This is a genomic window from Streptomyces sp. NBC_01268 (assembly GCF_036240795.1).
In the GTDB taxonomy this organism is placed as follows: Bacteria; Actinomycetota; Actinomycetes; order Streptomycetales; family Streptomycetaceae; genus Streptomyces.
This window is the reverse complement of record NZ_CP108454.1, coordinates 6,342,256-6,368,453: the sequence shown is the minus strand read 5'-3', so window position 1 is coordinate 6,368,453 and position 26,198 is coordinate 6,342,256. Positions and strand designations below refer to the sequence as shown.

The window sequence follows — 26,198 nt, the reverse complement described above, 5'->3', positions numbered from 1 at the left end:
GAACCGTTACGGCTGAATGACCTTCCTACGAACGAGGGACCGCGACCCCGCCGCCGTCGACGTCCTCCGCCGTCCCGTCCTCCGCGCCCTCGACCTCGGTGCCGGCCGGCGCGAGCAGGAAGACGTTCCGGTCGACGCGGTGCATGCCGCTGCCGAGGCCGAAGACGACGCCACTGCTGAAGTCGAGGATGCGCTTGGCGACCTCGGTGTCGGCGCTCGTCAGGTCGAGGAGGACCGGGATCTGGGCGATGAGGTACTCGGCGACCTCGCGGGCGTCGGCGAAGACCTGGACCCGCAGCACGACCATGCGGCGCTGCTCGGCCGCTCCGTACTGCTCGGGCATCGTGCGGTGGTCGACCCTGGACGGCCATTCGTCACGGCCGCGCAGGGGCAGGACCTGCGCCAGGCCCTCCCACTGCTCGTCGGTGACGTCGTACCTCTCGTACCTACTCATGCGCACATCCTCCCGTTACTCACCCGTTCGGCCCAACAGCGACACGAGCGGACTCGGCTCGCCCCACCCGGGCAGCCCCCACAAGATCACCCCTGGGCGCGCCGTGTCACCTCGGACGGCTCGGGCACCCGCTTCACGCCACGGTCGCATGTCTTCACGCCGATCTCGCGGACGGGACCGGCAGTACGTGTCGTTCCGTCACCATCTCGACGGGATCGGTTGGTTGCCACGGCCATGCTCTCCGGGATATGAGAGCTCCCACGAGAAAAAAATTCTCCAGAGACTGTTATTTTCCGTGATCGAACGACTCCGGAGGGGAACCGTGCCGAAGCAGGAGAGAGCGGTGAGGACGCAGGAGCGGTTCCTGGACGCGTCGGCGGAGGAATTCGCCCGGCACGGCTTCGCGGGGGCCAACCTGCAGCGCATATCCGCCCAGGCGGGGATGACCAAGGGCGCGCTGTACGGGCACTTCCCGTCGAAGGACGCCCTCGCCGCCGTCTTCACCGACGCGTTCGACGCGGGGTGGCGGGAGCTGTTCCGGACGATCGGCGACGCCGATCCGCCCCTCGCGATCCTGCACCGCGTCACGGTCGGCTTCGTGCACCGGATGCACGCGGACCTCCGCTTCCGCGCCGGGCTGCGGCTCGTGTACGAGGAGGCCTCCGCGCGCGACACGGCCCCGCAGGCCGTGACGGACCTGACGGCCGAACTGACCCGGCTCGTCGCCGCCGCGCAGGACCGGGCGGAACTGGCCGCGACGCACAGCCCCGAGGTCATCGCCTCGATGTTCCTCTCGCTGATGTTCGGCATGAACTACACGACGCCGACCGACACGTCCTCCGCCCACAGCACCCGCCAGGTCTGTCAGGTCTGGGAGTTGCTGGAGTCCTGCCGCACCGCGGCGTGAGCCGGCCGCCGGCCACGGCCGGTGCAGGCCGGCGGCGTCGCGTCCGGGGCCGATTCCAGGCCACGGGTCAGCGCGCCGGCGGCACGGCCCCGGCGCGGACGGCGCCCCACGGCATGGGACGGCGGGCGGGCGGGGGCGGGGTGAGCACTCGCCTCCCCCGACCGCCCCGCCTGCAGGGCTTCCCCCGATGTGGGAACGGTCACGGCGACCCCAACGCGGCGCGCGCGGCGCGCCCTTCGATTTTCGGCCACCCTCCCGTACGATTCCTTCCCGGCGGTACGAAACGGGGATCAGCGGCCGCGGAAATGGGACGGGCATGGCAGCCAACTCGGGCGACATCTTCAGCGTTTCGGCTCCCGCCGTCACCAAGGAGCTGAAGCAGGAGCGGGCGGTACGGACACGGGAACGGGTGCTCGCTTCGGCAGCCGCTGCGTTCGCCGCCAAGGGGTACCCCGCGGTCACCATCCTGGACGTGGCGCAGTCGGCCGGCATGACCAAGGGCGCGGTCTACTTCCACTACGAGAACAAGGACGCCCTCGCCGTCGCGGTGACGGAGCTCTTCAACCGGCGCATCGGCGAGATCGCCCGCGCCGTCGAGGAACTGGGCCTCCCCCCGGTCAGCGCCGTCGCCGAACTCCTCATCCGCACGGCCGTGGCCTTCCGCGACGAGACCGCCCTCCAGGCCGGAGCCCGGCTGCAGCTGGAACGCCAGCTCATCGGCGCCCAGATCCCGCTGCCGTACGAGGGCTACACCGACCTCATCACCTCCTGGCTCGCCAAGGAGCTCCCGGCGGCCAAGGCGGGCGAGGCCGTCCCGGCACAGCGGAACCGCGAGGTGAGCGACGGGGACGACGGGAGCAACGGGAGCGGCGGCGACGGAAGCAACGGAAACGGCGGCGACGACGTAGCGGGTCCGTCCTGCTTCGACGGCGCCTCACCGGCCCTCGCCCCGCCCACCACGCTCGCCACGGTCCTCGTCTCCGCCTTCTTCGGCGCGCAGCACATCTCGTGGGTCCTCAACAACCGCGCCGACCTCCCGGAGCGCACGATCGCGGTGGTACGGGCGATCATCCCGTGCGCCGAGGAGGACATCGAACTCTGCCCGTCCGCACCCCGCGGCTGACTCGGGGCGTCAGGCGGGCGAGGCCCCCGGCCCGGTCGGCCAGGCGAGTGCGTCGCCCACCTGTCGTACGGCGTCGTGCGGGCCCAGTCCTGCCCCTCGCTCGAAGCCGGTCGCGTACGCCGTCTCGCCCAGGGCCGCGAGGGCCGCGTGCGCGATGCGGTCCACGTCGCCGCGTTCGGCGGGCGGGAGGGGGGCGCCCACGCCTCGGCGGGCCGCGTCGGCCGCGCCGAGCAGGAGGGCGGCGGACGCCGGGCCGGTCGGGGGGTCCGCGGTGAGGAGGGCCGCGCCCGCGAGGCCCTCCAGGGAGAGGGCCAGGGCGCGGGGTTCGCCCAGGGAGCGGGCCACGGCCCAGCCGCGCAGGTGGTGGGCGGCGGATCCGCGCGCGTCGCCGCGGAGTTCGGCGAGGAAGCCGAACTCCGCGAGGAGCAGGTGGTCGCCCGCCTCGGAGGACAGCTCGGCGTAGCCGTCCCGGATGCGCAGCAGGTGCGCCTCGGCGGCGTCGAGGTCGCCGGAGCGGCGGGCGCCGAGCGCGAGGCCCATCTCGGAGTGGATCTCCCCGTACTTGTAGCCCTGTTCGGCGGCGATCCGGCGGGCCTGTTCGTGCAGGTCCCGGCCCCGTTCCCAGTCGTGGGCGAGCAGCGCGAGCCGGCCGAGCCCGGACAGGCGGGCCGACACCTCGGCCTCCAGGCCCAACTCGCGGGCGATGGCGAGACCTTCACGCTGGCGGCGGGCGGCTTCCGCGTAGTCGCCCTTGATCTCGGCGAGGGTGGCGAGCGGTGACACGGTCTGCAGCTCTCCCCAGCGGTCGCCGAGTTCCCGGAAGAGGGCCGCACCGCGCAGACCGTCGCGGCCCAGTCCGGCCAGGTCCCCGCCGACCATTGCGAGCGTGGCGCGCAGGCCGAGTGCGGCGGCGGTGCCCCACTGTTCGCCCGCCTCGTCGAAGAGCGTCAGGGCCCGGGTGTTCAGCGCCTCGCTCGCGACCGGGTCGCCCACGCTGAACAGGCCGTACGCGCAGAGCCACAGGGCACGCGCCCTGCGTACGGGGTCGGGCACGCCGTCGGCGGTCGCGACGGTGTCGTCCAGCGCGCAGGCCTCGGCGTGGTCGCCCGTGAGCAGCGCGAAGGCGCCGTGGAGAAGGGCGAGTTCGGTGGCGCCGCCGCCGGTGCCGGAGGGCGTGGCGAGCGCCGCGGACAGGCTCCGCCGCCCCTCGGCGAGCCGCCCGCGCAGCAGCCACCACCAGGCCAGCGCGCTCGCGAGCCGTACGGCCTCGTCGGCGGGGTGGGGGTGACCTGCGGCTTGGGCGTCCGGCGGTGCCTGCGTCGCGCGGCGCACCGCCTCGTCCAGGGCCGCCCGCAGGTTGCCCGCCTCCGCGTCCAGCCGGATGAGCCAGGTGCGCTGGCCCGCGCCGCGCAGGTGGGGTTCGGCGCGTTCGGCCAGGGCGAGGTAGTGGCGCAGGTGGCGGTCGCGCACCGCGGCCAGGTCCGCCATCTCGTGCAGCCGCTCGGTCGCGTACGCGGCCACCGACTCCAGGAGCCGGTAGCGCCGCCCCGTGGGGCCGTCCACGACCACCACGAGGGAGCGGTCCACCAGCCGCGTCACCAGGTCGAGCACCTCGTCGCAGGTCACCCCGTCCCCCGCGCACGTCGCCTCCGCCGCGGCCAGGTCGCAGCCGTCGCGGTGCACGGCGAGGCGGCGCAGCACGATGCGTTCGGGCGCGCTCAGCAGCTCCCAGCTCCAGTCGATGACGGCCCGCAGGGTCTGCTGCCGCGCGGGCGCGCCGCGCTGGCGGGAGTTCAGCACCCGGAAGCGGTCACCGAGCCGCGCCGCCAACTCCTGCACTCCGAGCGCCCGTACGCGGGTCGCGGCCAGTTCGAGGGCCAGCGGGATGCCGTCCAGGCGGCGGCAGATCTCGGCGACGGCCGCTCGGTCGGCGGGGTCGACCGCGCCCGGGTCGCGCGGGAAGGCGGGATCGCGGTCGGAGGCCCGCTCGCCGAACAGGCGCACGGCGTCGTCCGTGCCCAGCGGCTCCACCGGGAACACCGCCTCGCCCGCCAGGCCCAGCGGCTCCTGGCTGGTGGCGAGGACCCGCAGGCCGGGCGCCGTCCGCAACAGCAGTTCGGCGAGCTCCACCGCCGCGTCCACCACGTGCTCGCAGTTGTCCAGGACCAGCAGGGTCCGGCGGTCCCGCAGGGCGGTCGCGAGCCGGTGCGCGGGCGAGGGCGCGCCCGCCGCTCCGGCGCCCGTGCCGGGCAGCGCCGTCGGGGCGTCGTCCCGGATGCCGAGGGTGGCGGCGACGACCTGCGCGAGGTCGGCCGCCGTGCCGTCGCGTACGCCCGCGAACTCCACGAGCCAGACTCCGTCCGGCAGTTCGGCCCGGTCCGAACGCCCCGCCTCCTCCGCCGCCGCTGCCACGGCCAGCCGCGTCTTGCCGACGCCCCCGGCCCCGGTGAGCGTCACCAGCCGGGTGCCGCTCAGCAGCCGGGTCACCTGTGTGACGGCCTCCGCGCGGCCGATGAGGTGGGTGAGGGGTATGGGGAGGTTGGAGGGGGAGGGGGAGGGGGAGCCGGCGCCGTACGCAGATCCCGTCCCGGACCCGGTCGCAGATCCCGTCCCGGATCCCGTCCCGGACCCGGTCGCAGATCCCGTCCCGGACCCCGCCCCGGACCCCGCCCCGGACCCGGTCCCCGACTCGGTCCCGGGCCCGGTGCCGGATCCGACTCCCCTCGCGGTCCCGGGGCCCGACTGGGCCGGTACCGGGGTTTCGGGGCCGGACGGCAGAGAAGGGGACGCGGAGGCCTCGGGACCCGGCGGCCGAGAAGCGGAGGTTTCGTCGCCGGCCGGCGCAGAAGCGGGCGCGGAAGGAGCAGGAGCCTCGTCCCCCTTCCCCAGCGGCGGCACCGCCGGTCCGCCGCCCTCCCCCAGGCGCGGGTCCTGGCGGAGCACCGCCTGGTGGAGGGCGGTCAGGGCCGGGCCCGGGTCGACGCCGAGCTCCTCGGACAGGCGGGCGCGGAGGTCCGCGTACGTGGCCAGGGCGTCGCTCTGGCGGCCGGCCAGGTAGAGGGCCCGCATCTGGACCGCGCGGAGGCGTTCCCGGAGCGGGTACCGGTCGACCAGAGCGGCGAGTTCGCCGGCGAGCAGCACGTGGTCGCCCGCCAGGAGCCGGGCCTCGGCCTGTTCCTCCAGGACGGAGAGCCGCTGCTCGGCGAGGCGCTGGGCGGCTCCCCGTACGAACTCCTCGTCGGCGAAGTCCGCGTACGCGGGGCCCCGCCACAGGTCCAGGGCGTCGGTCAGCAGCGCGGCCCGCCCGCGCGGGTCCCGTACGGTGCGGGCCTCCGCCACCAGGGCGCGGAAGCGGTCGGCGTCGACCTCGTGGGCCGCCCGGTCGAGCCGGAGCCGGTAGCCGGGGGCCTGGTGGACGACGCGGTCGCGGCCGATGACCCGGCGGAGCTGGGAGACCTTGGCCTGGAGGGCACCCGTGGGCTTGCCGGGCGGTTCGTCGCCCCACAGGTCCTGGACGAGGCGGTCGACGGAGACGGGGTCCCCGTCGTGGGCCAGCAGGTCCGCGAGCAGGGCCCGGACCTTGACCTCGGGGACCGTGACCGCCGCGCCCTCGTCGTCCCACACCACGAGCGGTCCCAGTACCCCAAAGCGCATGTCGATCACCGTACCCCTCCCCCACGGCGGTACGCGCGCGCCCGCGAACCCGTCAGCCGACCGTCAGCGCATCCGAAGCGTCCCCGAAGCGGCCGGGCGCACAGTCGGAGAAACGACTCGCCAGGCGGCGGAAGGGAGCGGCGGTCATGACCAGGTACGCGGGCAGGAGGGCCGTCGTCGTCGGCCAGGACACCGGCATCGGCCTGGCCATCGCCAAGCGGCTGGTGGAGGGCGGCGCGCGCGTGCTGCTGACCGCCCGCACGGCGGCCGAGAGCGCCCACGCCCGGACCGAACTGGGCTCCGCCGCCCGTGTCGTCGAGAGCCCCGACGGCTCCTTCGACGCGGCCCCGGCCGACCTGGACGGCCCGGACCTCCTCTTCGCGGACGCCGTCGCCACCGCCCGGCCCCTGCTGCGGCTGCTCAGGGACGGCGGCGCCGTGGTGCTCACCGCGCCCGCCCCGTCTCCGGCCGCCGTCCGGGCCCTCGCGGGAGAGCTGGCGCCGCGCGGCATCCGGGTCAACGCCGTGGCCCCGGGCTGTATCGAGGCGGCGCCGGCCGTCGCCTCGCCGCTGCCTCCGCTCGGGCGCCTCGGCTCCGCGGAGGAAGTCGCCCGCGCCGCGCTCTTCCTCGCCACCGAGGCGACCTTCACGACGGGCGCCCAGCTCCCCGTGGACGGAGGCCTCGGCCCCTCGTAGGCCGCACGGAATCCGTCAAGTCCCCGTCACTCTCTCCCCCGGCCTCCGCGCCCGTCCCTCTCTCCCCCGGCCTCCGCGCCCGTCCCTCTCTCCCCCGGCTTCTGTCCCCTGTCCCCTCTCTCCCCGGCCCTCGGCCCCGATCCCCGATCCCCGACCCCGCCCCCGCCCCCTCCCTTCACCGGAGCACACCAGATGAGCACCTCACCCGACACCACCGCCGCTCCCGCCTCGCCACCGACGGCGGCGGGCGAGGGCGGCGAGCCGCAGAAGCTGCCGCTGTTCGCCCTGCTCGCCCTGGCGACCGCCGTCTTCATCACCAGCCTCACCGAGACCCTGCCCGCCGGCCTGCTGCCCGCGATGAGCCAGGACCTGAACGTCAGCGAGTCGGCGACCGGCCAGACGGTCACCATCTACGCGCTCGGCACCGCCCTGACCGCGATCCCGCTCACCGCGGCCACCGCGCGCTGGCGGCGCAAGCGGCTGCTGCTCACCGCCATGGCGGGCTTCGCCGTGGCCAACACGGTCACGGCCGTGTCGTCCGTGTACGGCGTGACGATGGTCGCGCGCTTCGTCGCGGGTGTGGCCGCCGGTCTGGCCTGGGCGCTGCTCGCCGGTTACGCGCGGCGCATGTCGCCCGTCCACCTCCAGGGCAAGGCCATCGCCATCGCCATGGCCGGCATCCCGGTGGCGCTCTCGCTCGGCGTCCCCGCCGGCACCTTCATCGGCTCCCAACTGGGCTGGCGGGTCGCCTTCTTCGCGATGACCGGCCTCACGGTCCTGCTGCTCCTGTGGATCTCCGCCGCCGTGCCGGACTACCCGGGCCAGGAAGCGGGCGAGCGGCCGAAGATGCTGCGCGCCCTGAAGGTGCCGGGAGTCAGCCCGGTGCTGTTCGTGACGCTGGTCTTCGTCCTCGCGCACACCATCCTGTACGCGTACATCGCCACGTTCCTCGACGACCTGGGACTGGGCGGCAGCACCGATCTGGTACTGCTGGTCTTCGGTGGCGCCTCGCTCGCCAGCATCTGGATCGTGGGCGCGCAGATCCACCGCCGGCTGCGTGCGCTGACGGTCGCGAGCACCCTGCTCGTCGCCGTGGCGGCGGCGCTGCTCGCGGTGCTCTCCGACAACACGGCTCTGGTCTACGTCGCGGCGGCCCTGTGGGGTCTGGGCTGGGGCGGGGTGCCGACCCTGCTGCAGACGGCGGTCGCGGACGCGGGCGGCGAACAGGCCGACTCCGCACAGGCGATGCTCGTCACGCTGTGGAACGTGGCCATGGCGGGCGGCGGCATCATCGGCGGTGTCCTGCTCGACGCCGTCGGCAGCGACTCCTTCCCGTGGACGGTGCTGCTGCTCCTGGCTCCGGTGCTCGTGGTGGTCCTGGCCGCCCGCGCCCACGGCTTCCCCGCCAAGCGCCCCACCGACTGATCGTCGTCGCCACCGACTGATCGTCGTCGCCCCGTCGACGACCGCCCCGACCGGCAGAGCACGGCCGGCCACGGGGCGCCCCGAGCAGCCGCCGAAGGCATCCGTCCCCCGGGCCTTCGGCGGCTTCGCGGACGTCTCACTGACGCCTCGCTGACGTCTCGCTGACGTCTCGCGGCGGATTGTTCACGAGCTGTTGACACGTGCGCCCGAACACCTGTCCCACCCCCTTCGACGCCCCTCGCGGCACAGTCGTGTGACCAGCGGATGCGGGCCCGGGGGGCGCGGTTCACGCCGATCTCAGGCACCCGGCCACGCACCGCCGCGCGGTGCCGGGAGAGGGTCTCCCATACCCCTGAACCGAGGGTGTTTCCGCAGGTCAGAGGGCGAATGAGCAAAGTCGCCGACGCCGTCGTGAAATTTTCCTTCGAGACGGTATTTTTGGGCTTCGTACGGAACGCAGGGCACCGACTCGGGTGCGAGCGAAGCAAGTACGAGGGGGCGTAGCGTCACATGTCGTCAAGCATCTCGGGCACGGCACGCGCGACCATGGGGGACGAGGAAGCGCGCATGCGGATGTTCCTCGACGAGATCTTCAGACCCCTCCACAGGGCCGAGCAACGCCGCTGGGCCCGGGCGTACCTACGGGGCCTGATCCACGTCTCGGGGCGGAAGACGCCGAAGAGCATGGCCCGCACCGAGCGGTTACCGCCGGCGGCGGCGCACAGCCTGCACCAGTTCATCAACGCGAGCACCTGGGACTGGGAGCCGGTGCGCAGGAGACTCGCCCTGCGGGTGGCGGCGGGCGCGGCCCCGTACGCCTGGACCGCCACGGAGCTCCTCATCCCCAAGCGCGGCGAACACTCGGTGGGGGTGCACCGGCGGCTGGACGCGGAGAGCGGTCGGACCGTCAACTGCCAGCGCGCGGTGGGACTCTTCCTCGTCACGGACACCCACTGCTACCCGGTCGACTGGAGCCTGGTGCTCGACGGCCCGTGGGGCTGGGACCAGGAGCGCCGGCTGCGGGCGCGGATCCCGGACGAGGAGACCGCGCGGTCGTTCGGCGCCTGCGTGCTCGACTACGCGGCGGGGACCGCGGCGCACCCCCGGCTGCCCCGGCTGCCCTGGGTGCTCGACCTGTCCCGCAGCGAGGACGCGAGCGGGGTGCTGGCCGGGCTCGCCCGGCACCGGGCGGACATCCTGTGCGAGGTGAACCCGGGCCAGGTCGTGATCGGCGGACGCCGCACCCCGACGGTGACCACCGTGGGCGGCCTGATGGACGAACGCAACGCGCGTCAGCCGTACGTGATGACCCGCCAGGCTCCCGATCCGCGTCTCCGGAGCGCCGCGCGGGCCCCTCTCTACACCTACGCCGGTACGGTGCGGTTCCCGTTGCGCGCGGTCGGCACCGACGGCGCCGCGCGCGGCTACCGGCTGCTCGAACTTCCCGACCCCGACGGGCTGCGACCCGCCCGGTACTGGATCACCAGCCTCGCCGACCGGCGGGTGGAACGGATCCTGGCGCTGATGCGCAGCCGTGCCACCGTCCGCTCGACCGTCACCGCGCTGCAGGAACGGTTCGGCGTACTGGATTTCGAAGGCCGTTCCTACCCCGGATGGCACCACCACATGACGATGACCTCCGCCGCCTACGCGTACCAGCACCTGCGCCGGCGCGGCAGCGTCCCCGCCCCGCCGTCCCGCAGCCCCACCCCCGTGCCGGCCCGGGCAGCGGGCTGACGAGAAGGGCCCGATCCGATGAGAAACGTACTCGTGGTGGAGCGGGAAGCCTCCTCCGCCGCATCGCTCGTGCGCGATCTGCGCCGCCAGGGCTTCGCCGCCCGCAGCGTGGACAGCGGGGCACACGCCCTGCGCACCTACCGCGAGGCCGACCTGGTGCTGCTCTCGCTCGAACTGCCCGATGTCGACGGCATCGAGGTCTGCCGCAACCTGCGCGCCGAAAGCGATGTCCCGCTCATCGCCTTCACCCGCCGCGACGACGAATTGGAGCGGGTGCTCGCACTGAAAGCGGGCGCGGACGACTGTGTCGCGCAGACCTGGGGTTTCCGGGAGATCGCGGCACGCGTCGAAGCCGTTCTGCGCCGGGCCCGCCGCCCCCTCTCCGCGCCGCCCGAGGTGATTTCCCTCGGCCCTCTGCACATCGATCCGCGAGCCCGGGAAGTACGGCTCCGCGACCGACTCGTCGACGTCACGTCGAAGGAATTCGAGCTGCTTCACGTGCTCGCCTCGCATTCCGGGACGGTGATCTCCCGGAAGGAACTGATGGCCAAGGTGTGGGGCAGCGAATGGGCCACCACCAGCCGGACCATCGACACCCATGTGAGCACCCTGCGCGCCAAGCTGGGCTGCAGCCGCTGGATCCTCACGGTCCGCGGGGTCGGCTACCGGATGGGGCACCACTCGCCGTCCGCGCGCGTCCCGGAGGCGGAGGCCAGCTGAGGCCGCGGGGCCGGCCCCGTCCGGGCCGACCCGAGGCCCCCGGTCAGCGCGCCGTCGCCAGCTCCACCTGCGCCTCCAGCCGGCGCACCAGCGGGTGCGCCTCCCCGGCCGGCGCGCCCGCCGCCCGCAGCGCCCACCACGCGGACGCCAGGTTCGAGGAGAGCAGCGGCCGGCCGGCCGTGTCCGGCCGGCCGGCGAGCTCCGTCAGGGCGGCGAGGGTGCCCATGCCGGTACCGGTGAACAGGAGGGCGGACCCTTCGGGGAGCGGGCGTTCCTGCAGGTGGGTCCGTATGCGCTCGCCTATCCGGTCGGCGGTGACCTCGTACGGGTCGAAGTGCTCGGCACCGTCGGGGGTGCGCCCGGCCGGGACCAGGACGACCTCGTCGACGGTGAGCCCGGCCCGCTCCCAGAAGGCCCGCGAGACCTCGGTGAGCCACGGCTGGTACGGGGAGACGAGGGTCAGCCGCCGCACGTCGAGCGCCTCGCACGCGGCCAGGATCGCCTGTGTGGAGGAGCGCACGGGGAAGCCGGCGCCGTGCGAGAGCTCCTCGCACAGGGCGAGGTCCCCGTCCGGGTCGAGGAGGTAGTGCGAGGCGCTGCACGCCACGACGGCGGCTTCCAGGCGCATGGCGCCGAAGCCCGCGAGCGTGTCGGGCAGCACCCGGTTGTAGGTCTCCAGCATCTCCTTGAGCCCCACGCCGGGGGTCGTGGGGAACCGGGAGGTGTACACGTGCATTCCGGCGCCCAGCAACCGGTTGAACTCCGGTTCCGCCGTCGGGTTCTCCGGCGGTACGACGACGCCGAGTCGGGGCAGCGAGAAAAGGTCCATGCCCGCACAGTAGGGCGCGTCCGGCCGGACCGGCAGCGTAAGGCGAAGGAAAAGACATGCCGCTCACAACAGCCTTGCACGCCCTTACGCGTCCTCACTCCACCTTGCGTTCCCTTGCACGTCCTTTCGTTCCTGACACTGCTTGACATTCCCCCACAGAGCCCTGACCCGAATCCCCTTGTTTCTTACATGCATTCGCTGGAGTGTGGTGATCACCCCCGACAAGGAGTGAGGAAATGGCAGCAGGAGAAAGGCCGGAGGCGCTCCCCCACCTCCCCCGCATATCCGATGCGACGCTGCGGGATTCGGCGCACATGGCGGGCGTCGAGTTCGGCCCCGAGGACGCCGCGGCCATCGCCGACCTGCTCGTGAGGACGGGCGTCGAGCTGGTCGAGGTCGGCATGGTGTCGGGCCCCGGCTCGAAGGACGCCGACCTGGTGCTCGCCACCCACGAGGCCGTCACCCCCGAGCGGAGCATGACGCTCGTCGTGGTGCGGGACCGCCAGCAGGTCGCGCGGGCCCTCGACGAGGCCGAACGGCTCGGCGTGCGCCACATCATGTACTCGATCCCGACCTCCGAGCAGCACGCCAAGCTGAAGCTGGGCTCGCCGAGCGCCAAGTTCCTGCAGACACTGGCCCGTTCGGCGATCACACAGGCCAAGGAGCGCGGCTTCCACGTCACCTTCAGCGGCGAGGACGGTGCCCGCACCCCGCGCGAGCGGCTCGTCCCGTACGTCACGGCCGGCTTCGAGGCCGGTGCCGACCGGTTCCGGCTGGCCGAGACCGTCGCGTACCTCTCGCCCTGGCAAATGGAGGAGGTGATCGGCGACCTCACCGAGATCGACGGGTCCGAGATCGAGATCCACTCCCACAACATGCTGGGCATGGCCGTCGCCAACTCCCTCGCCGCCGTCCGGGCGGGCGCCCAGTGGATCTCGGCGACCGTCGGCGGCATCGGCGAGCGCGGCGGCAACGCCCCGCTGGCCGAACTGCTCACCTCCCTGCGGGTGATCCACGACGACACCCGCTTCGACCTGACCCACCTCACCGAGCTGTCCCGCATCGCCCTCAAGGGCGCCGGGCTCGGCGAGGCCTTCCAGTCCGGGCCGACCACCTCGCACGCCTTCGCGTACGAACTCCCCGGCCAGCTCACCCACCCCGAGGCGTACGAGACGCTGCCCGCCGAACTCGTCGGCAACTCCCGCGAGCTGCTGGTCCGCACCCGGCTCACCCCGGCGCTCGTCAAGTGGGCGCTGGACGGCTCGGGCGTCTTCGTCGACGTGGACGCCTTCACCCCCTGGCTCACCGAGCGCCAGGAGAACTCCGGCGCGCCGCTGCTCGACCGGGACGCGATCCGCAAGGCCGCGATCGACTTCCAGGCCGCCTGAGCGCCGCTGAACCCGCGGGGCCGCTCGACTCTTCAGTCCCCGTCTCAACCCATCCACCCCGAAAGGGAGTCCTCCCATGTCCACCGCCACCCTCACCGGCGTCTGCCCCGAGTGCGAGACCGATCTGACCGTGCCCCCGATCGGCGAGGGCGAGACCCTCTCGTGCCCCGAGTGCATGCTCACCCTGCGCGTGGAGGCCGTCCAGGACGGCACTCTCACGCTGGAGATGGTCGAGGTGCAGCTGCGCGACTGGGGTCAGTGAGATGACCCGGCGCATCGCGATCGTCGCCGACCGGATCAGCTGGGAGGAGCGCAAGCTGATCCAGGCCGGCCCGGACTTCGGCCTGACCGTCGAGTGGGTCAACGACGAGTCCCTCACCCTCGGCCACGAGGACGCTCCCTCCCTCAAGGGCTACGACGCCCTGCTGGTCCGCAGCCGCAGCTACACCCGCGGCGGCCTCGTCGCCACGCTCGCCGAGGCCGCCGGGGCGCGGGTGCTCAACTCCGCGCGGGCGATCCACGTCTGCGAGAACAAGGCCGTCCTGCGGGCCGAGCTGCGCAGGGCCGGGGTGCCCGTGCCCGAGTTCCGGCTCGCGCTCTCCCGCAAGGACTTCGAGCGGGCCGTCGCCGAGCTGTCGCCGCCGCTGGTCCTCAAGCCGGTCTTCGGCGGCATGGGCAAGCGGGTCACGCTGATCAGGGACTCCGACCTCGCCCAGTCGGTGTACGACTACGTCGAGGACCTCGGCCACGCCTTCGAGCAGGCCTGCCTCGTCGAGCCGTACATGGGCGGCGGCACCTCCGTGCGCTGCCTCGTCGTCGGCCACGAGGTGGTCGGCGCGGCCGAGTTCGAGAGCGCCGGCACCGACTGGCGCAACAACGCGGCGCTCGGCAACAGCAGCCGCGCCGTGGCCCACGACCCGGACGTGCTGAAGATCGTCGACGGGGTGGTGGGCGAACTCGGCCCCGGCATCTACGGGGTCGACCTGTTCCGCACGCCCGACGGCTACGTCGTCAACGAGGTCAATCACGCCCCCGGCTTCCGGGCCGTGGCCTCCGCGACCGGCGCGGACATCCCGGCCGCCGTCGGCGCCTACCTCCAGGAGCTGCTCGCATGACGCGCACCACCCGCCCGATCCGCGCGGGCGTCGTCGGCGCCTCCGGGCTCGCCGGCGGCGAACTCATCCGGCTGATCACCCAGCACCCCGACCTGGAGCTGGCCTTCCTCGGCGGCTCCTCGAACATCGGCCGTCGCCCGTCCGAGCTCCACCCCGGACTGCGGCTCGACTTCGGCGGACTGACCGTCCGCAAGGTCACCGAGGACACGGTCGACGAGCTCGCCGACTCGCTCGACGTGATCTTCCTCGCCACCCCGGCCCCGGTCTCCGCCGAGCTCTCGGCGCTCCTCGCCGACCGGGTCCCGGCCGTCGTCGACCTCAGCGGCGCCTTCCGGATCCGTACCCCCGAACTGCACGACCGGTGGTACCCGAAGGTCAGCAGGCGCGCCGACCTCGCCGACCGCTTCGTCTACGGCGTGCCCGAACTGGTCAAGGACCAGCTGCCCGACGCGGCGCTGATCTCGCTGCCCGGCTGCTACGCCACCGCCATCACCCTCGGCCTCGCGCCGCTCACCCTCGGCCTCGGGCTCGACCTGAGGACGGTCGTGGTGGACGGCAAGAGCGGGTCCAGCGGCGGCGGGCTCCAGCTGCGCACGGCGGACCTGCACCCCTTCCGCAGCGGCGCCATCGCCCCGTACGCCCCGACCGGGCACCGGCACGCGGGTGAGGTGCGGGACTTCCTGGACCGGAGCAAGCCGGGTTCGATCGGCTCGCTGAGCATGTCCGCGTACGGCGTCTCCCATGTCCGCGGGCTGCTGACCAGCAGCTACGTGTTCACGGACACGGCCGTCGACCAGCGCGAACTGCAGCGGGCCTACCTGCGCTTCTACAAGGAGCACCGCTTCGTCCGCGTACGCCGGCACAACGAGACGCTGATCCCGGTGCCGGACCCGCAGGCGGTGCTGGGCTCCAACTTCTGCGACGTGACGGTCCTGTACGACGAGGACGACGGCCGGATCGTCGTGCTCTCGGCGCTGGACAACCTGGTCAAGGGCGCCGCGGGCCAGGCCGTGCAGGCGGCGAACCTGCGCTTCGGGCTGCCCGAGGAGACGGGGCTGACCATGCAGCCGGTGATGCCGGCATGAGCGCGTCCACGCCCCCCGCGGACCCGACCGACCCGACCGTCGTTCCCACCGTCGTCCCGACCGTCGTCAAGCTGGGCGGCAGCTGCCTGGACGACCTGTCCGGCGCCTGGTGGGACGACCTCGCCGCGTACGGCGCCCGGCATCCGCTGGTCCTCGTGCACGGCTGGTCCAAGCCGCTCAAGCGGCTCAGCCCGCGCTACAGCGAGCCGTCCGCGGTGCTCCGCGACCGCTACGGCAACCAGAGCCGCTGGACCACCCCCGAGGTGATCGAGGACATCAAGACGGTCAGCGCCACGATGGCCGAGGAGGTCTTCGCCCGGCTCTCCGCGCGCGGCATCACCGGCGAGCGGCTGCTCGGCAGCGACGGCCTGGTCAGCGCTGCCGAGGGCGAGCGCTGGTGGTGGCGGGAGAAGCAGCTCGTCGAGCTGGAGAACCTGGTCGGGCCGATCAGCGGCGTGAACCCGGCCCTCCTCAAGGAGCTCCGCCCGGGCCACGCCCACCTGGTCACCCCGCTGGCCAGGAACGCCGCCGGCCAGGAGGTGAACACCGACGCCGACCGGGCCGCCGCCGCCCTCGCCGCGGCGACCGGCGCGACCGACCTGGTCCTGGTCACGGACGTCGCCCACCTGCTGATCGACGGCGAGCCGGTGTCCCGGATCGACGCGCGGAAGGCGGCCGCCTTCCGCGACAAGGGCGCCACCGGCGGCATGCGGAAGAAGCTGCGGGCCGCCGGCGAGGCGCTGGACGGCGGCGTGGCGCGGGTCGTCATCGGCGCGGCCGACGTCAGCGACCTGCTCGCCGGCCGTACCGGCACCGTCATCACGCGAAGCTGAGGAGCGAAGGCACCATGGCGCAACCCCGGGTACTCGTCGTCAACAACGGGACCCTGTCCCTGAAACAGCTGCGCGCCCGCTTCGAGGAGCTGGGCTCGGACACCGACGTCGTCGACGCGGCGTCCGTGCCCGCCCGGCTCGACGGCCGCCACCAGGCCATCGTGCTCAGCGGAACGAAGGTACGGGCCTACGACACGGACTACTACCGGCCGCTCATCGACCTCGTCATGGGCAGCGACGTCCCCGTCTACGGCATCTGCGGCGGGATGCAGATCATCGCCGTCGCCAACGGCGGCCGGCTCGCCGAGGGGCCGCAGCGGGTCGGCGGCCACGAGGCGAAGGTCGACAAGCGGGAGCCGCTGTTCGCCCACGTCGAGGAGACCGTGACGGTCTTCCACCGGCACACCCTCTACCTCCAGGAGGCCCCCGCGGGCTTCCGCTCCATCGGGCGCTCCGAGCACGCGCCCGTCGAGTTCCTCCGCTCGGACGACGGGCGGATCCTCGGCTCCCAGGCGCACGTGGAGTTCCGCCCCGACGGCCTGGAGATCCTGCGCGGCTTCGCCGGGCTCTACCAGTGACCTCCGCACCGGCGGTCACGTCAACTCACCTACCTACACAAGGACGTGTCACATGAGCGCTGTGGAGAACCCGCAGGAGCCCGCGTTCACCGTTCACCTCAACGGCAGCCGCGGTGCGATCAAGGGCTGGGTGGTCGTCGACACGCTCGTCGACGGCCTCGCGATGGGCGGCACCCGGATGACGACCGGGGTCACCGAGGAGGAGGTGGCCGGCCTCGCCCGCGACATGACCGACAAGTTCACCCTCGCGGGCCTGCGCATCGGCGGCGCGAAGGCGGGCATCGTCGCGGATGCCGGCAACTCCGAGGGCGCCGACCGCGAGCGGACCTTCCGCACCTTCGGGCGCACCGTGAAGCCGCTGCTGCACGGCGGGATCCACCTCGGCATCGACATGGGCGTCACCCCCGCCGACCGGGCGGTCTTCTTCGACGAGGCCGGCTACGACCCGCGCTTCCGGCTCGGCGCGCCCGACATGCCGATCGACTGGCGCACGTACTACGAGCCGCTGATCGACTGCACCGGGCACGGCGTCGGCGTCGCCGCGCTGACCGCCCTGGAGGCCCGCGGCCGCACCGAGGCCGCCCGGGTCGTCGTCCAGGGCTTCGGCGCGGTCGGCCGGGCCGTGGCGCGCTTCCTGGAGGAGCGCGGGCACATCGTCGTGGGCGTCGCCGACGTCCAGGGCACGATCAGCGCCGACCGGCTCCCGGTCGACGAACTCGTCGCCATCACCGACGACTTCGGGCGCATCGACCGCGCGCGCCTCCCGCAGGGCGTCACGGTGTCCACCACTCCGGACGCCTGGCTCGACGTGCCGGCGGACCTGCTGATCCTCGCCGCGCAGAAGTACGCGCTCACCGCGGAGAACGCCCACCGCCTGAAGGCCGGCCTGGTCGTCGAGGGCGCGAACCTCGCCTCGACCGCCGCGGCGAAGGAGAAGGTCGCGGCCTCGGGCGGCACGCTGGTGCCGGGCGTGATCGCCAACATCGGCGGCGCGGCCTCGGCGGCCCTGGCCGTCACCCGGGTCGTCCCCTTCGACCTGGCGGCGGACGCCCGCAAGGCGTGGGTGTTCGACTGGGTCGGCGACCGGGTGCGGCAGAACACCCGGGACCTCCTGGAGATCGCGGACGGCCGCGCGGGCGACCCCCTGCCGGAGCTCCTGGCCACGCGCCGCAAGGAGCTGCTGGGATGACGTCCGCCCCGACCGGAAGCCCTTCCCTCGCCGAACGGGACCCCGCCGTCGGCGCCGAGTACCGGCGCCGGGGCTGGTGGCGGGACGAGACCTTCCTCGACGACCTGTACCGGCAGGCGCGCGAGCGGCCCCACAAGCCGGCCATCGCCGGCCGCCGGATCGCCGAGTCCCGTACGGACACGCTCGACTTCGCGGAACTGGCCGCGCTGACCGACCGTTTCGCGCTGGCGCTGATCGAACTCGGCGTGCGGCGGGGCGACTTCGTCGCCGTCCAGCTCCCCAACCGCTGGGAGATGGTGCCGCTGATGTTCGCGTGCATGCGGGTCGGCGCCGTCATCTGCCCGATCTCGCCGATCTGTCCCGAGGAGGAGCTGCGGCACCGCTTCGGCCTCACCGGGGCCCGCGTGTGCGTCACGCTCCCCGAGTGGTCGGGCACGCCCCTGGCCGAGATCGCGACCCGGCTCAAGGGCGAACTTCCCACCCTGGAGCAGGTGCTGGTCGTGGACGGCCCGGTCCCCGAGGGCGCGCTCTCCTTCCACGAGCAGTTCGTGGCCGCCGCCCGGGAGGAGGCCCCCGAGGCCGCCGGGACCCTGGCCGGCCGGCCGCCGCTCACCGCCGACGAGCCGTTCGTGGTGCTGTTCACCTCCGGCACCACAGGCGAGTCGAAGGGCGTGCTGCACAGCCAGAACACCGTCCACTCGGCGGTCCGCGGCTACGTCGAGGCCTTCGGGCTCGGCGACGACTGGGTGGCCGCCGTGTCGACCCCGCTCGTCCACTACTCGGGCTTCGCGCAGGGCGTCCTCGCGGGCGTCATGCTCGGCGGGACCGTCGCCTTCCAGGACGTACGGAAGAACGAGGCGCTGCTCGACCTGGTCGAGCGCTACCGCGCCACCCTCCTGTACGGGCCGCCGGCGACCCTCGCGGACGTCGTCGCCTCGCAGCGGGCGGAGAAGCGGGACACCGGCACGCTGCGGCACGTGGTGATCGGCTCGGCGCCGGTGCTCGCAGAGCTGGCCGACGAGGTCCACGCGGCCCTCGGGGCCCGTACGTACTCGTTGTGGGGCATGTCGGAGAACGGCCCCGTGACGATGACCCGGCCCACGGACCCCGAGGACTGGGCGGCGCACAGCAACGGGCGCGCCATCGACGCCATGGAGACCCGGGTCGACGCCGAGGGCGCGGGCGGCGGCGTGGGCCGGCTGCGGGTGCGCGGGGCCTCGCTCGCGCTCGGCTACTACCGGCGCGAGGAGGCGTTCGCGGCGGAGTTCGGCGAGGACGGCTGGTTCGACACCGGGGACCTCGCGCGGGACGACGGCCGGGGCGGCATCCGCATCATCGGGCGGGCGCGCGACGCGATCGTCCGGGACGGGGTGGTGGCGCCGATGACGGAGCTGGAAGCGGTGATCGGCTCGCACCCGAAGGCGGTCGAGGCCGCACTGGTGGGGCTGCCGGGCGCCGCGGGCGGTGCCGCGGACGGTGCCGGGGCCGCGGGCAGTGCCGGGGCCGCGGGCAGTGCCGGGGCCGCGGGGGGCGGGGGCACGGTGATCTGCGCCGTGGTGGTTCCGGACGCCGCTTCCGCGGACGGTGGCCCGACCCTCGACGAGGTCCGCGCCCATCTCCTCGCCGCGGGGCAGGACGCCCGGTTCCTTCCGGACCGGGTGGAACTCCTGCCCGCGCTGCCCAAGACGCTGACCGGCAAGGTCCGGAAGGTGGAGCTGCGGCAGCGGTACGGACCGCAGCCGGCCGCGACCGGCTGACCCGGACCCGGCGGCGCCCGCGCCGCAGGGCACACGCCGCCGACTCCCGCCTCCCTCCGACCGCCCCTCCGGCTCCCCGCCGGCTCCCCTCCTCCTCTTCCCTGGAGCGTGACATGGCCCCGCCCCCACCCCCGCCCGCCCCCGTCGCGATGTCCGCGACCCTGGCCGCCGACGAGGCGCTCGCCCGCCGGCGGCTGGCCGGGGAGCGGGTCCTGTCCATGGCCAGCGGGGAGATCGGCCTGCCGGTGCTGCCCGCCCTGCGGGAGCGCCTCGCGGCCGCGGCCGACGAGAACGCGTACGGTCCCGTGCCCGGCAGCCGGGCGCTGCGGGAGGCCGCCGCCGGGTACTGGTCGCGGCGCGGGATCGGCGTGGACCCGGGGCGGGTGGTGGCCGGTCCGGGCAGCAAGTCGCTGCTGTTCGCGCTGCTGCTCGCGATCGGCGGGGACGTGGTGGTGCCGGTGCCGAGCTGGGTCAGCTACGCGGCCCAGGCACGGCTCGCGGGGGCGAACCCCGTCCCCGTACCGACGCCTCCGGGCGAGGGCGGGGTGCCCGATCCGGAGCTGCTGCGCGAGGCGGTGCTCGCGGCGCGGGCCGCCGGGCGCGACCCCCGGGCGGTGGTGGTGACGGTGCCGGACAACCCGACCGGCACGATCGCCTCGCCCGGCACCGTGCGGCGGCTGGCGGCGGTGGCCCGGGAGCTCGACCTGGTGGTGGTGTCGGACGAGATCTACGGCGACCTCGTGTACGACACGGGGGCGCCCGCCGAGTCCCCCGCCCTGCACGCGCCCGAACGGACCGTCGTGACCACCGGGCTCACCAAGAACCTGGCCCTGGGCGGCTGGCGCACGGGCGTCGCCCGGCTCCCGGACGGCGAGCTCGGCGGGGAGCTGCACTCCCGTCTCGTGTCGGTCGCCAGCCAGATCTGGTCCAGCCCGCCGGCCCCCGTGCAGACGGTGGCGGCGTACGCGTTCGGTGAGCCGCCGGAGGTGACCGCGCACATCGCGGCGAGCCGTCGGCTGCACGAGACGGTGGTCCGCGCGGTCGCCGGGCACTTCACGGCGGCGGGCGCCCGGCTCGCCCCGGTCCGGGCGACCTGCTACCTCTACCCGGACTTCCTTCCGCTCCGCGAACGACTCGCCCGCGTCCACGCCGTCCACGGCGGCGACGACCTCGCCCGCTTCCTCAGCGACCGCCACGGGGTGGGCGTGCTCCCGGCGAGCGCCTTCGGCGAACCCGCCGAGGCCCTGCGGATCCGGGTGGCGACCAGCCGACTGTACGGCGACACCGACGAGCAGCGTCTCGCCGCCCTCGCGGCACCGGACCCGCTGGCACTGCCGTGGATCCGGGACGCGGTGGCGTGGGTGGGCGAGGCGGTGGCGTCCCTGACGGCCACAGCCGCCCCGTGACCGACGCGCCCGCCGACGCCGACGAGGCGGCCCCTTCCCCGCCCTCCCCCCTTCCTTCCCCCCTTCCCCATGTCTCTCATGAACGTTCAGGAGGCCCATCCCATGACCCTTCCGACCCCCACCCTCTTCGAGGCCCTGTACCGCGGCGAGCGTCACGTCGGCTTCGGCGCGCCCGGGGAGCCGGGCGCCGCCCACACCCTGTACCCGGTGGCCGACGGGCAGCTGGCCGCGGCCTTCATCGCCACCGACGGTTCGGCTGACGCCGTCCGGGCGGCCGTCACCGAGGGCGCGACGGGCGTCATCGTGGCCGCCGACGACGCGGAGCTGCGGCTGCTCCCGCCGCTGCTGCCGACGGCCACCGGCAACGCGCTGCTGAGCGGCTTCATGGGCACGCACCGGAAGAAGTGGGGCGGCGAGACCCAGCCGGAGGGCGGGGAGTTCACGCCGCCGAAGTGGTTCTTCAAGGGCTTCGGCGACTGGGTGCGGCTGCCCGGCGAGACGCTGAACGTGCCGGCGAACCCGGTGGCGCTGATCGAGGAGCCCGAGGTCGCCCTCGTCTACGTCAACGACGCCGACGGCACCCCGCACTACGCCGGCTACACCTTCGGCAACGACCTGTGCGACATCGGCCTGCACCGCAAGGACCCGGGCTACAACCCGTACTGCAAGCTGTGCGACACGGCCCTGGCGCCCTGGCTGTTCCTGGGCGAGCCGCCGCGCTCGGTGAACGGGCGGGTGACCATCTCGCGGGACGGCGCGACCGCCTGGGAGGGCAGCTTCGACTGCGGCGGCGACGCGCTGTACTTCCGGGTGAAGGACATGGTGGAGCACCTGTTCTCGTTCCCGGCGGTGCGGCGGCCCGGACTCGTCAACTACGTGCTGCTCGGGGCGGACGAGGCCAGCTTCCACGACGGGTTCCGGATCGCGGACGGGGACCGCATCGCGATCGACGTGAAGAGCCACGGCGTCGCCTTCGAGAACGCGGTCAAGTACGTGAGCCCCGCCCGTCTTTCGTGACGGCGCGGCGGAGCGGACGCCCCGCCCCGTGAACAGCTCATGAAACAGCGCCGGTCGGCCTGGGCACTCGTACAGGTGTCCAGGCAGGCTCGTTTCAGCAGACCGGCCCCCATCCCCAGAACCGAGAAGGAGGAGGCACGGTGAAACAGGTACACCTCGCGGTGCAACTGCCGGCCATCCACAACGTGACCGTCTGGTCGGACCCGCGTTCCGAGAGCCAGATCTCCATCGACTCCTTCATCCGGCTGGCACAGGCGGCCGAACGCGGCAGGTTCGACTTCTTCTTCCTCGCCGAGGGGCTGCGGCTGCGCGAGCACAAGGGGGAGATCTACGACCTCGACGTGGTGGGCCGCCCGGAGAACCTGACGGTGCTCGCCGCCCTCGCGGCCGTCACCGACCGGCTCGGTCTGGCCGGCACCGTGAACGCCACGTTCAACGAGCCGTACGAGGTGGCGCGCAGGCTCGCGAGCCTGGACCTGCTGAGCGGCGGGCGCGCCGCCTGGAACGTGGTCACCAGCTACGACGCCTTCACCGGCGAGAACTTCCGCCGCGGCGGCTTCCTCGACGAGGCCGACCGCTACACGCGGGCCGCCGAGTTCCTGCGTACGGCACGGGAGTTGTGGGACAGCTGGGCGGAGGGCGACGTCGTCGCCGACGCCGACGCCGGGCAGTTCGTGCGGGCGGGCGCGGGCCGCTTCGCGCACCACGGGCGGCACTTCGACATCGAGGGCCGGTTCACCACCCCGCGCGGCCCGCAGGGGCACCCGGTGGTCATCCAGGCCGGGGAGTCGGACGCGGGCCGGGAGTTCGCCGCGTCGGACGCGGACGTGATCTTCAGCAAGTACAGCCGGCTGGAGGAGGCGCGCGCGTTCTACGCGGACGTGAAGTCCCGGCTGGCGAAGTACGGCCGCACGCATGATCAGTTGAAGATCCTGCCCACCGCGACGGCGGTCGTCGCCGACACGGACGAGGAGGCGGTCGCGTACGCCGACGAGATCACCCGCGCCCAGGTGAGCCCGCAGACGGCGATCGCGCACCTGGAGGGTGTGTGGGGCCGGGACCTGTCCGGCTACGACCCGGACGGCCGGCTGCCCGACGTCGACCCGGAGCCCGAATCCCTGGTCCTGAAGGGGCATTCGGTGTTCCGGAAAGGCCGGGAGGAGACGGCTCGGCGGTGGCGGAAGCTGGCCGAGGAGCGCTCGCTGAGCATCCGCGAGCTGATGATCGAGGTGCACGGCGGCCAGACGTTCGTGGGCAGCCCGCGCACGGTCGCCGACGCGATCGACCACTTCGTGCAGAGCGACGGCGCCGACGGCTTCGTCCTCGTACCGCATCTCACGCCCGGCGGCCTGGACGACGTGGTGGACCGGGTGGTCCCGCTGCTCCAGGAGAAGGGCGTCTTCCGCGAGGAGTACGCGGGCACGACGCTCCGCGAGCACCTGGGCCTCGGCGCCCCCACGTCCCCCAAGGAGGCATCGTGACCCTGCACCTGGCTGTCGCCCTGGACGGCGCGGGTTGGCATCCGGCGGCCTGGCGGGCTCCGGACGCCCGCCCGGCGGAGCTGTTCTCGCCCGGCTACTGGGCGGATCTGGTCATCGAGGCCGAGCGCGGACTGCTCGACTTCGTCACGCTGGAGGACGCCCTGGGCCAGCAGTCGGCGGCGTTCCACCGCCCCGACGACCGCACCGACCAGGTCAGGGGCGGCCTGGACGCCGTCCTGGTGGCGGCCCGGGTGGCCCCGCTGACCCGCCACGTCGGCCTCGTGCCGACGACGAACGTCACCCACACCGAGCCTTTTCACGTCGCGATCGGCATCGCGACCCTCGACCACGCCGCCCGGGGCCGGGCCGGCTGGCGTCCGCAGATAGCCTCCCGCGCCGCCGACGCGCGGCACTTCGGCCGGCGCACCACCCCGCAGCTGACCGACGAGGACGTGCGGAGCGAGGAGGGCATCGCCGCCCGCCTGCGCCCGCTGTTCGCGGAGGCCGCCGACGTGGTGGAGGTGGCGCGGCGCCTGTGGGACAGCTGGGAGGACGACGCGGAGATACGGGACACGGCGACGGGCCGGTTCGTGGACCGTGCCAAGCTGCACGCCGTCGACTTCCAGGGCCCGCTCTTCAGCGTGCGGGGCCCGTCGATCACCCCGCGCCCGCCGCAGGGCCAGCCGCTCGTGGCGAGCCTGGCGCACGCGTCGACGCCGTACGAGTTCGCGGCCCGCGCCTCGGACCTGGTGTTCGTCACGCCCGACGACGCGGCGGACGCCCGCCGCATCCTGGTCGAGGTCGACGCCGCGGTCCGCGTCACCGGCCGCGACCTGGCCGCCCGGCCGCTGAAGCGCTTCGCCGACCTGGTGGTCGTGCTGGACGACACCGAGGCCGCCGCCAGGGCCCGCAAGGACGGGCTCGACGCCCTGGCCGGTGCCGAACTCGCCTCCGACGCGCACATCTTCACCGGCACCCCGGCCGCCCTCGCCGACCTCCTGCTCGACTGGCAGCCCCTCGGCTTCGACGGCTTCCGCCTCCGGCCCGCGACCCTGCCCCACGACCTGGAGCAGATCACCCGCGCCCTCGTCCCCGAACTCCAGCACCGCGGCGCCTTCCGCACCGCCTACACGGCGAGCACCCTGCGGGGCCACCTGGGGCTGGAGCGGCCGGTCAGCCGGTACGCGCGGGGGTGAGGGTGCGCGGGGGGCCTTGGGCGGTCGGGCCCGGGCCCCCCGCGTGCGGGGTCAGGTCTGGGCGCTCAGGACCTCCGACTGGGTCGCCTTGAGGTCCTGGTAGGCGCCGCGGACGTAGTCGGCGAGGCCGTCCCCGGGATGCCGGACCAGGACGTCCTCGTCCTCGCCGGCCTCCCATGCGACCAGCGTGACCTCGTACGACGCGACGTGGGCGCAGAAGTCCATGACCACGGGCGGGATCTCGTCCTCGACGAACAGGTCGCCGTGGGTCACGATGATCTCCCGCATCCGGCGGGCCGTGGGCACGAAGACGGTGAGCACCCAGCGGCGCCAGAGCCGGTCCTGCTCCTCGGTCAGACCCCCCGCCCGCTGCCTCTCCTCGCGCGACGGCTGGTGCCGCTCCCGGAAGGCGTCCCACGTCCGCTCGTTCGACTCGACGAGGACCAGGAGCGGACCGTACAACTCCTTCAGCTGGGCGTTGAGCCGGTCGAGGCGCGCCTGCCGCCTGGCGCGCCGGACCTCGCCGCGCTGGTTCAGGACGTAGGCGAGCACCGCGACGAGAACGGTGGCGAAGGCCGTGATGAGCGTGGCTATCAGCGTGGACAGGTGAACTCTCCTCGGGGTGGGGTGGGGTGGGCCCGGGCGGGTGGGCGTCGTCGGCTATCGGGGCGGGAAGACCACGGACTCCGACTCGTGCAGGATCGAGATGGGGACCTGGTTGCGCACCGCGAGCCGCTGCAGCTTCTCGTACTGTTCGCTGGCCCGCCGGAACCCCTCGCCGTCGCAGAGCACGACGACTCCGTCGCTGTCGACGTGGGACTCCAGCACGTGGTCGCTGCCGACGATCCCGGACACCTCCAGGGACGTCATCGTCGTCCGCACGGCCGCCTTGGCGGCCGTGTGCGACACGGCCCCGACGTCGGGCGTCGCCTTGGGAAGCAGCGCCGGCGCCGTCCCGGCACCTATGAGCTTCTTCTCCAGGGCGCTGATGCGCTCGCTCTGGTCGCGTACGAGTCCCACCAGCTCGTCGAGGATGTCGGACGTCTCCCGCTTGGGCGTCTCCGCGGGCGGTTCCGTCTCCCTGATGACGCGCAGGTCGTTCTCCATCCCTCCCCAGAAGGCGTCGAACGCGATCTTCAACTGCTCCTTGTCCAGCTTGTTGACGCACTTGTCGTTGATCGACTCGACCATGAACAGCACGTCCTCCTTGCTGGAGGCGTCGGTCGCCTGGAAGTGCTTGAGGGGACCCGAGAGTTCCTTGATCGGCATGTCGATCAGGAAGGGGATGAGCGAGGCCTTGGTCAGGTCCTTGGACAGGGCACCCGCTTCGAAGTTGATCCAGCGCTCCATCTGGTTGTCGCGGGTGAGGCACACGATGCCGAAATGGGAGTCCTGGAGAGTGGCTGCGATCTTGTCCATCGGCCGGTCACCCTTGGAGATGTCGCGCGACGAGACGAAGGGCTTGATCTCCGAGTTGATGAGGCGGAGCCACTTGTTGAGCGCTTCGGCACACTGACGTGCCGCGTCTCCCGACCAACTGATGAAGATCCTCATGTGTGTGTCCTTGGGGCGAGGCTCAGGCGGCCGTCGAACGGCCACGACCTGGCTC

General features: G+C 73.5%; 23 protein-coding genes. 18 read left to right on the top strand and 5 right to left on the bottom strand.

Going from position 1 to position 26,198, the window contains the following annotated elements; genetic code table 11:
• Positions 1-25: 25 nt before the first annotated feature.
• Positions 26-454 (bottom strand): cell division protein SepF, encoded by a 429-nt coding sequence (locus tag OG309_RS28630; protein WP_329425086.1) that lies wholly within the window; start codon positions 452-454, stop codon positions 26-28.
• A 343-nt stretch (positions 455-797) separates the two neighbouring features.
• On the opposite strand from OG309_RS28630, the gene OG309_RS28625 reads away from it, so the two are divergent.
• On the top strand, positions 798-1,361 hold the full coding sequence (locus OG309_RS28625) for a helix-turn-helix domain-containing protein (RefSeq protein WP_329425084.1): 564 nt from the start codon (positions 798-800) through the stop codon (positions 1,359-1,361).
• A gap of 316 nt (positions 1,362-1,677) precedes the next feature.
• Positions 1,678-2,484, top strand: a complete 807-nt coding sequence (locus OG309_RS28620) for a TetR/AcrR family transcriptional regulator (RefSeq protein ID WP_329425082.1) — start codon at positions 1,678-1,680, stop codon at positions 2,482-2,484.
• Positions 2,485-2,493: 9 nt separating this feature from the next.
• Here the strand turns inward: OG309_RS28620 and OG309_RS28615 are convergent, their stop codons facing one another.
• A complete protein-coding gene (locus OG309_RS28615; RefSeq protein WP_329425081.1) occupies positions 2,494-6,138 on the bottom strand; it encodes an AfsR/SARP family transcriptional regulator in 3,645 nt (1,214 codons plus the stop codon).
• Positions 6,139-6,284: 146 nt separating this feature from the next.
• On the opposite strand from OG309_RS28615, the gene OG309_RS28610 reads away from it, so the two are divergent.
• From OG309_RS28610 to OG309_RS28595, 4 genes are all read left to right on the top strand, one after another.
• Entirely contained in the window at positions 6,285-6,833 is a 549-nt protein-coding gene (locus OG309_RS28610) for an SDR family oxidoreductase (protein WP_329425079.1), read from the top strand.
• 192 nt (positions 6,834-7,025) lie between these two features.
• Positions 7,026-8,258, top strand: a complete 1,233-nt coding sequence (locus OG309_RS28605; RefSeq protein WP_329425078.1) for an MFS transporter — start codon at positions 7,026-7,028, stop codon at positions 8,256-8,258.
• Between the two features lie 510 nt (positions 8,259-8,768).
• Complete coding sequence (locus OG309_RS28600) at positions 8,769-9,995, top strand: IS701 family transposase (protein ID WP_329425076.1); 1,227 nt, start codon at positions 8,769-8,771, stop codon at positions 9,993-9,995.
• An 18-nt stretch (positions 9,996-10,013) separates the two neighbouring features.
• The gene (locus tag OG309_RS28595; protein ID WP_329425074.1) at positions 10,014-10,715 is read left to right on the top strand and encodes a response regulator transcription factor; all 702 of its coding nucleotides are present in this window, start codon (positions 10,014-10,016) and stop codon (positions 10,713-10,715) included.
• Positions 10,716-10,758: 43 nt separating this feature from the next.
• Here the strand turns inward: OG309_RS28595 and OG309_RS28590 are convergent, their stop codons facing one another.
• Positions 10,759-11,544 (bottom strand): maleate cis-trans isomerase family protein, encoded by a 786-nt coding sequence (locus OG309_RS28590; protein WP_329425072.1) that lies wholly within the window; start codon positions 11,542-11,544, stop codon positions 10,759-10,761.
• Between the two features lie 236 nt (positions 11,545-11,780).
• Here OG309_RS28590 and OG309_RS28585 point away from each other — a divergent pair, with 236 nt between their 5' ends.
• From OG309_RS28585 to OG309_RS28530, 12 genes are all read left to right on the top strand, one after another.
• The gene (locus OG309_RS28585) at positions 11,781-12,932 is read left to right on the top strand and encodes a LeuA family protein (protein WP_329425070.1); all 1,152 of its coding nucleotides are present in this window, start codon (positions 11,781-11,783) and stop codon (positions 12,930-12,932) included.
• Positions 12,933-13,008: 76 nt separating this feature from the next.
• Positions 13,009-13,194, top strand: coding sequence for a lysine biosynthesis protein LysW (locus OG309_RS28580; protein ID WP_329425069.1), 186 nt, complete (start codon positions 13,009-13,011; stop codon positions 13,192-13,194).
• 1 nt (position 13,195) lies between these two features.
• The gene (locus tag OG309_RS28575) at positions 13,196-14,047 is read left to right on the top strand and encodes an ATP-grasp domain-containing protein (RefSeq protein WP_329425067.1); all 852 of its coding nucleotides are present in this window, start codon (positions 13,196-13,198) and stop codon (positions 14,045-14,047) included.
• Positions 14,044-15,132 (top strand): N-acetyl-gamma-glutamyl-phosphate reductase, encoded by a 1,089-nt coding sequence (gene argC, locus OG309_RS28570; RefSeq protein WP_329425065.1) that lies wholly within the window; start codon positions 14,044-14,046, stop codon positions 15,130-15,132. Before OG309_RS28575 ends, argC begins: the two co-directional genes overlap by 4 nt.
• On the top strand, positions 15,129-15,965 hold the full coding sequence (locus OG309_RS28565; RefSeq protein ID WP_329425063.1) for an amino acid kinase family protein: 837 nt from the start codon (positions 15,129-15,131) through the stop codon (positions 15,963-15,965). Before argC ends, OG309_RS28565 begins: the two co-directional genes overlap by 4 nt.
• A gap of 14 nt (positions 15,966-15,979) precedes the next feature.
• Positions 15,980-16,543 (top strand): type 1 glutamine amidotransferase, encoded by a 564-nt coding sequence (locus OG309_RS28560; RefSeq protein ID WP_329425062.1) that lies wholly within the window; start codon positions 15,980-15,982, stop codon positions 16,541-16,543.
• 52 nt (positions 16,544-16,595) lie between these two features.
• Positions 16,596-17,732: a Glu/Leu/Phe/Val dehydrogenase dimerization domain-containing protein gene (locus OG309_RS28555; RefSeq protein WP_329425060.1), complete on the top strand. Its 1,137-nt coding sequence runs from the start codon at positions 16,596-16,598 to the stop codon at positions 17,730-17,732.
• Entirely contained in the window at positions 17,729-19,489 is a 1,761-nt protein-coding gene (locus OG309_RS28550) for an AMP-binding protein (RefSeq protein ID WP_329425058.1), read from the top strand. The genes OG309_RS28555 and OG309_RS28550 overlap by 4 nt, the downstream gene beginning before the upstream one ends.
• A 113-nt stretch (positions 19,490-19,602) precedes the next feature.
• Positions 19,603-20,895: a pyridoxal phosphate-dependent aminotransferase gene (locus OG309_RS28545; protein WP_329425057.1), complete on the top strand. Its 1,293-nt coding sequence runs from the start codon at positions 19,603-19,605 to the stop codon at positions 20,893-20,895.
• Between the two features lie 102 nt (positions 20,896-20,997).
• The gene (locus OG309_RS28540) at positions 20,998-21,912 is read left to right on the top strand and encodes a fumarylacetoacetate (FAA) hydrolase (RefSeq protein ID WP_329425055.1); all 915 of its coding nucleotides are present in this window, start codon (positions 20,998-21,000) and stop codon (positions 21,910-21,912) included.
• A 140-nt stretch (positions 21,913-22,052) separates the two neighbouring features.
• Positions 22,053-23,393 carry an NtaA/DmoA family FMN-dependent monooxygenase gene (locus OG309_RS28535; protein ID WP_329425054.1) on the top strand — a complete coding sequence of 447 codons (1,341 nt, stop codon included), beginning with the start codon at positions 22,053-22,055 and terminating at the stop codon, positions 23,391-23,393.
• Complete coding sequence (locus OG309_RS28530; protein ID WP_329428588.1) at positions 23,387-24,589, top strand: LLM class flavin-dependent oxidoreductase; 1,203 nt, start codon at positions 23,387-23,389, stop codon at positions 24,587-24,589. The genes OG309_RS28535 and OG309_RS28530 overlap by 7 nt, the downstream gene beginning before the upstream one ends.
• Positions 24,590-24,640: 51 nt before the next feature.
• Here OG309_RS28530 and OG309_RS28525 read toward each other — a convergent pair whose 3' ends face one another.
• Together OG309_RS28525 and OG309_RS28520 are read right to left on the bottom strand one after the other, a co-directional pair.
• Entirely contained in the window at positions 24,641-25,141 is a 501-nt protein-coding gene (locus tag OG309_RS28525) for a hypothetical protein (protein WP_329425052.1), read from the bottom strand.
• Positions 25,142-25,249: 108 nt separating this feature from the next.
• The gene (locus OG309_RS28520) at positions 25,250-26,143 is read right to left on the bottom strand and encodes a toll/interleukin-1 receptor domain-containing protein (protein ID WP_329425050.1); all 894 of its coding nucleotides are present in this window, start codon (positions 26,141-26,143) and stop codon (positions 25,250-25,252) included.
• Between the last annotated feature and the right edge of the window lie 55 nt (positions 26,144-26,198).

Coding starts and splice junctions, on each gene's coding strand:
- OG309_RS28615 (WP_329425081.1), bottom strand. CDS start 6,138: ATGCGCTTTGGGGTACTGGGACCGCTCGTGGTGTGGGACGACGAGGGC.
- OG309_RS28585 (WP_329425070.1), top strand. CDS start 11,781: ATGGCAGCAGGAGAAAGGCCGGAGGCGCTCCCCCACCTCCCCCGCATA.
- OG309_RS28590 (WP_329425072.1), bottom strand. CDS start 11,544: ATGGACCTTTTCTCGCTGCCCCGACTCGGCGTCGTCGTACCGCCGGAG.
- OG309_RS28565 (WP_329425063.1), top strand. CDS start 15,129: ATGAGCGCGTCCACGCCCCCCGCGGACCCGACCGACCCGACCGTCGTT.
- OG309_RS28560 (WP_329425062.1), top strand. CDS start 15,980: ATGGCGCAACCCCGGGTACTCGTCGTCAACAACGGGACCCTGTCCCTG.
- OG309_RS28630 (WP_329425086.1), bottom strand. CDS start 454: ATGAGTAGGTACGAGAGGTACGACGTCACCGACGAGCAGTGGGAGGGC.
- OG309_RS28550 (WP_329425058.1), top strand. CDS start 17,729: ATGACGTCCGCCCCGACCGGAAGCCCTTCCCTCGCCGAACGGGACCCC.
- OG309_RS28605 (WP_329425078.1), top strand. CDS start 7,026: ATGAGCACCTCACCCGACACCACCGCCGCTCCCGCCTCGCCACCGACG.
- OG309_RS28555 (WP_329425060.1), top strand. CDS start 16,596: ATGAGCGCTGTGGAGAACCCGCAGGAGCCCGCGTTCACCGTTCACCTC.
- OG309_RS28540 (WP_329425055.1), top strand. CDS start 20,998: ATGACCCTTCCGACCCCCACCCTCTTCGAGGCCCTGTACCGCGGCGAG.
- OG309_RS28580 (WP_329425069.1), top strand. CDS start 13,009: ATGTCCACCGCCACCCTCACCGGCGTCTGCCCCGAGTGCGAGACCGAT.
- OG309_RS28610 (WP_329425079.1), top strand. CDS start 6,285: ATGACCAGGTACGCGGGCAGGAGGGCCGTCGTCGTCGGCCAGGACACC.
- OG309_RS28600 (WP_329425076.1), top strand. CDS start 8,769: ATGTCGTCAAGCATCTCGGGCACGGCACGCGCGACCATGGGGGACGAG.
- OG309_RS28595 (WP_329425074.1), top strand. CDS start 10,014: ATGAGAAACGTACTCGTGGTGGAGCGGGAAGCCTCCTCCGCCGCATCG.
- OG309_RS28620 (WP_329425082.1), top strand. CDS start 1,678: ATGGCAGCCAACTCGGGCGACATCTTCAGCGTTTCGGCTCCCGCCGTC.
- argC (WP_329425065.1), top strand. CDS start 14,044: ATGACGCGCACCACCCGCCCGATCCGCGCGGGCGTCGTCGGCGCCTCC.
- OG309_RS28520 (WP_329425050.1), bottom strand. CDS start 26,143: ATGAGGATCTTCATCAGTTGGTCGGGAGACGCGGCACGTCAGTGTGCC.
- OG309_RS28575 (WP_329425067.1), top strand. CDS start 13,196: ATGACCCGGCGCATCGCGATCGTCGCCGACCGGATCAGCTGGGAGGAG.
- OG309_RS28545 (WP_329425057.1), top strand. CDS start 19,603: ATGGCCCCGCCCCCACCCCCGCCCGCCCCCGTCGCGATGTCCGCGACC.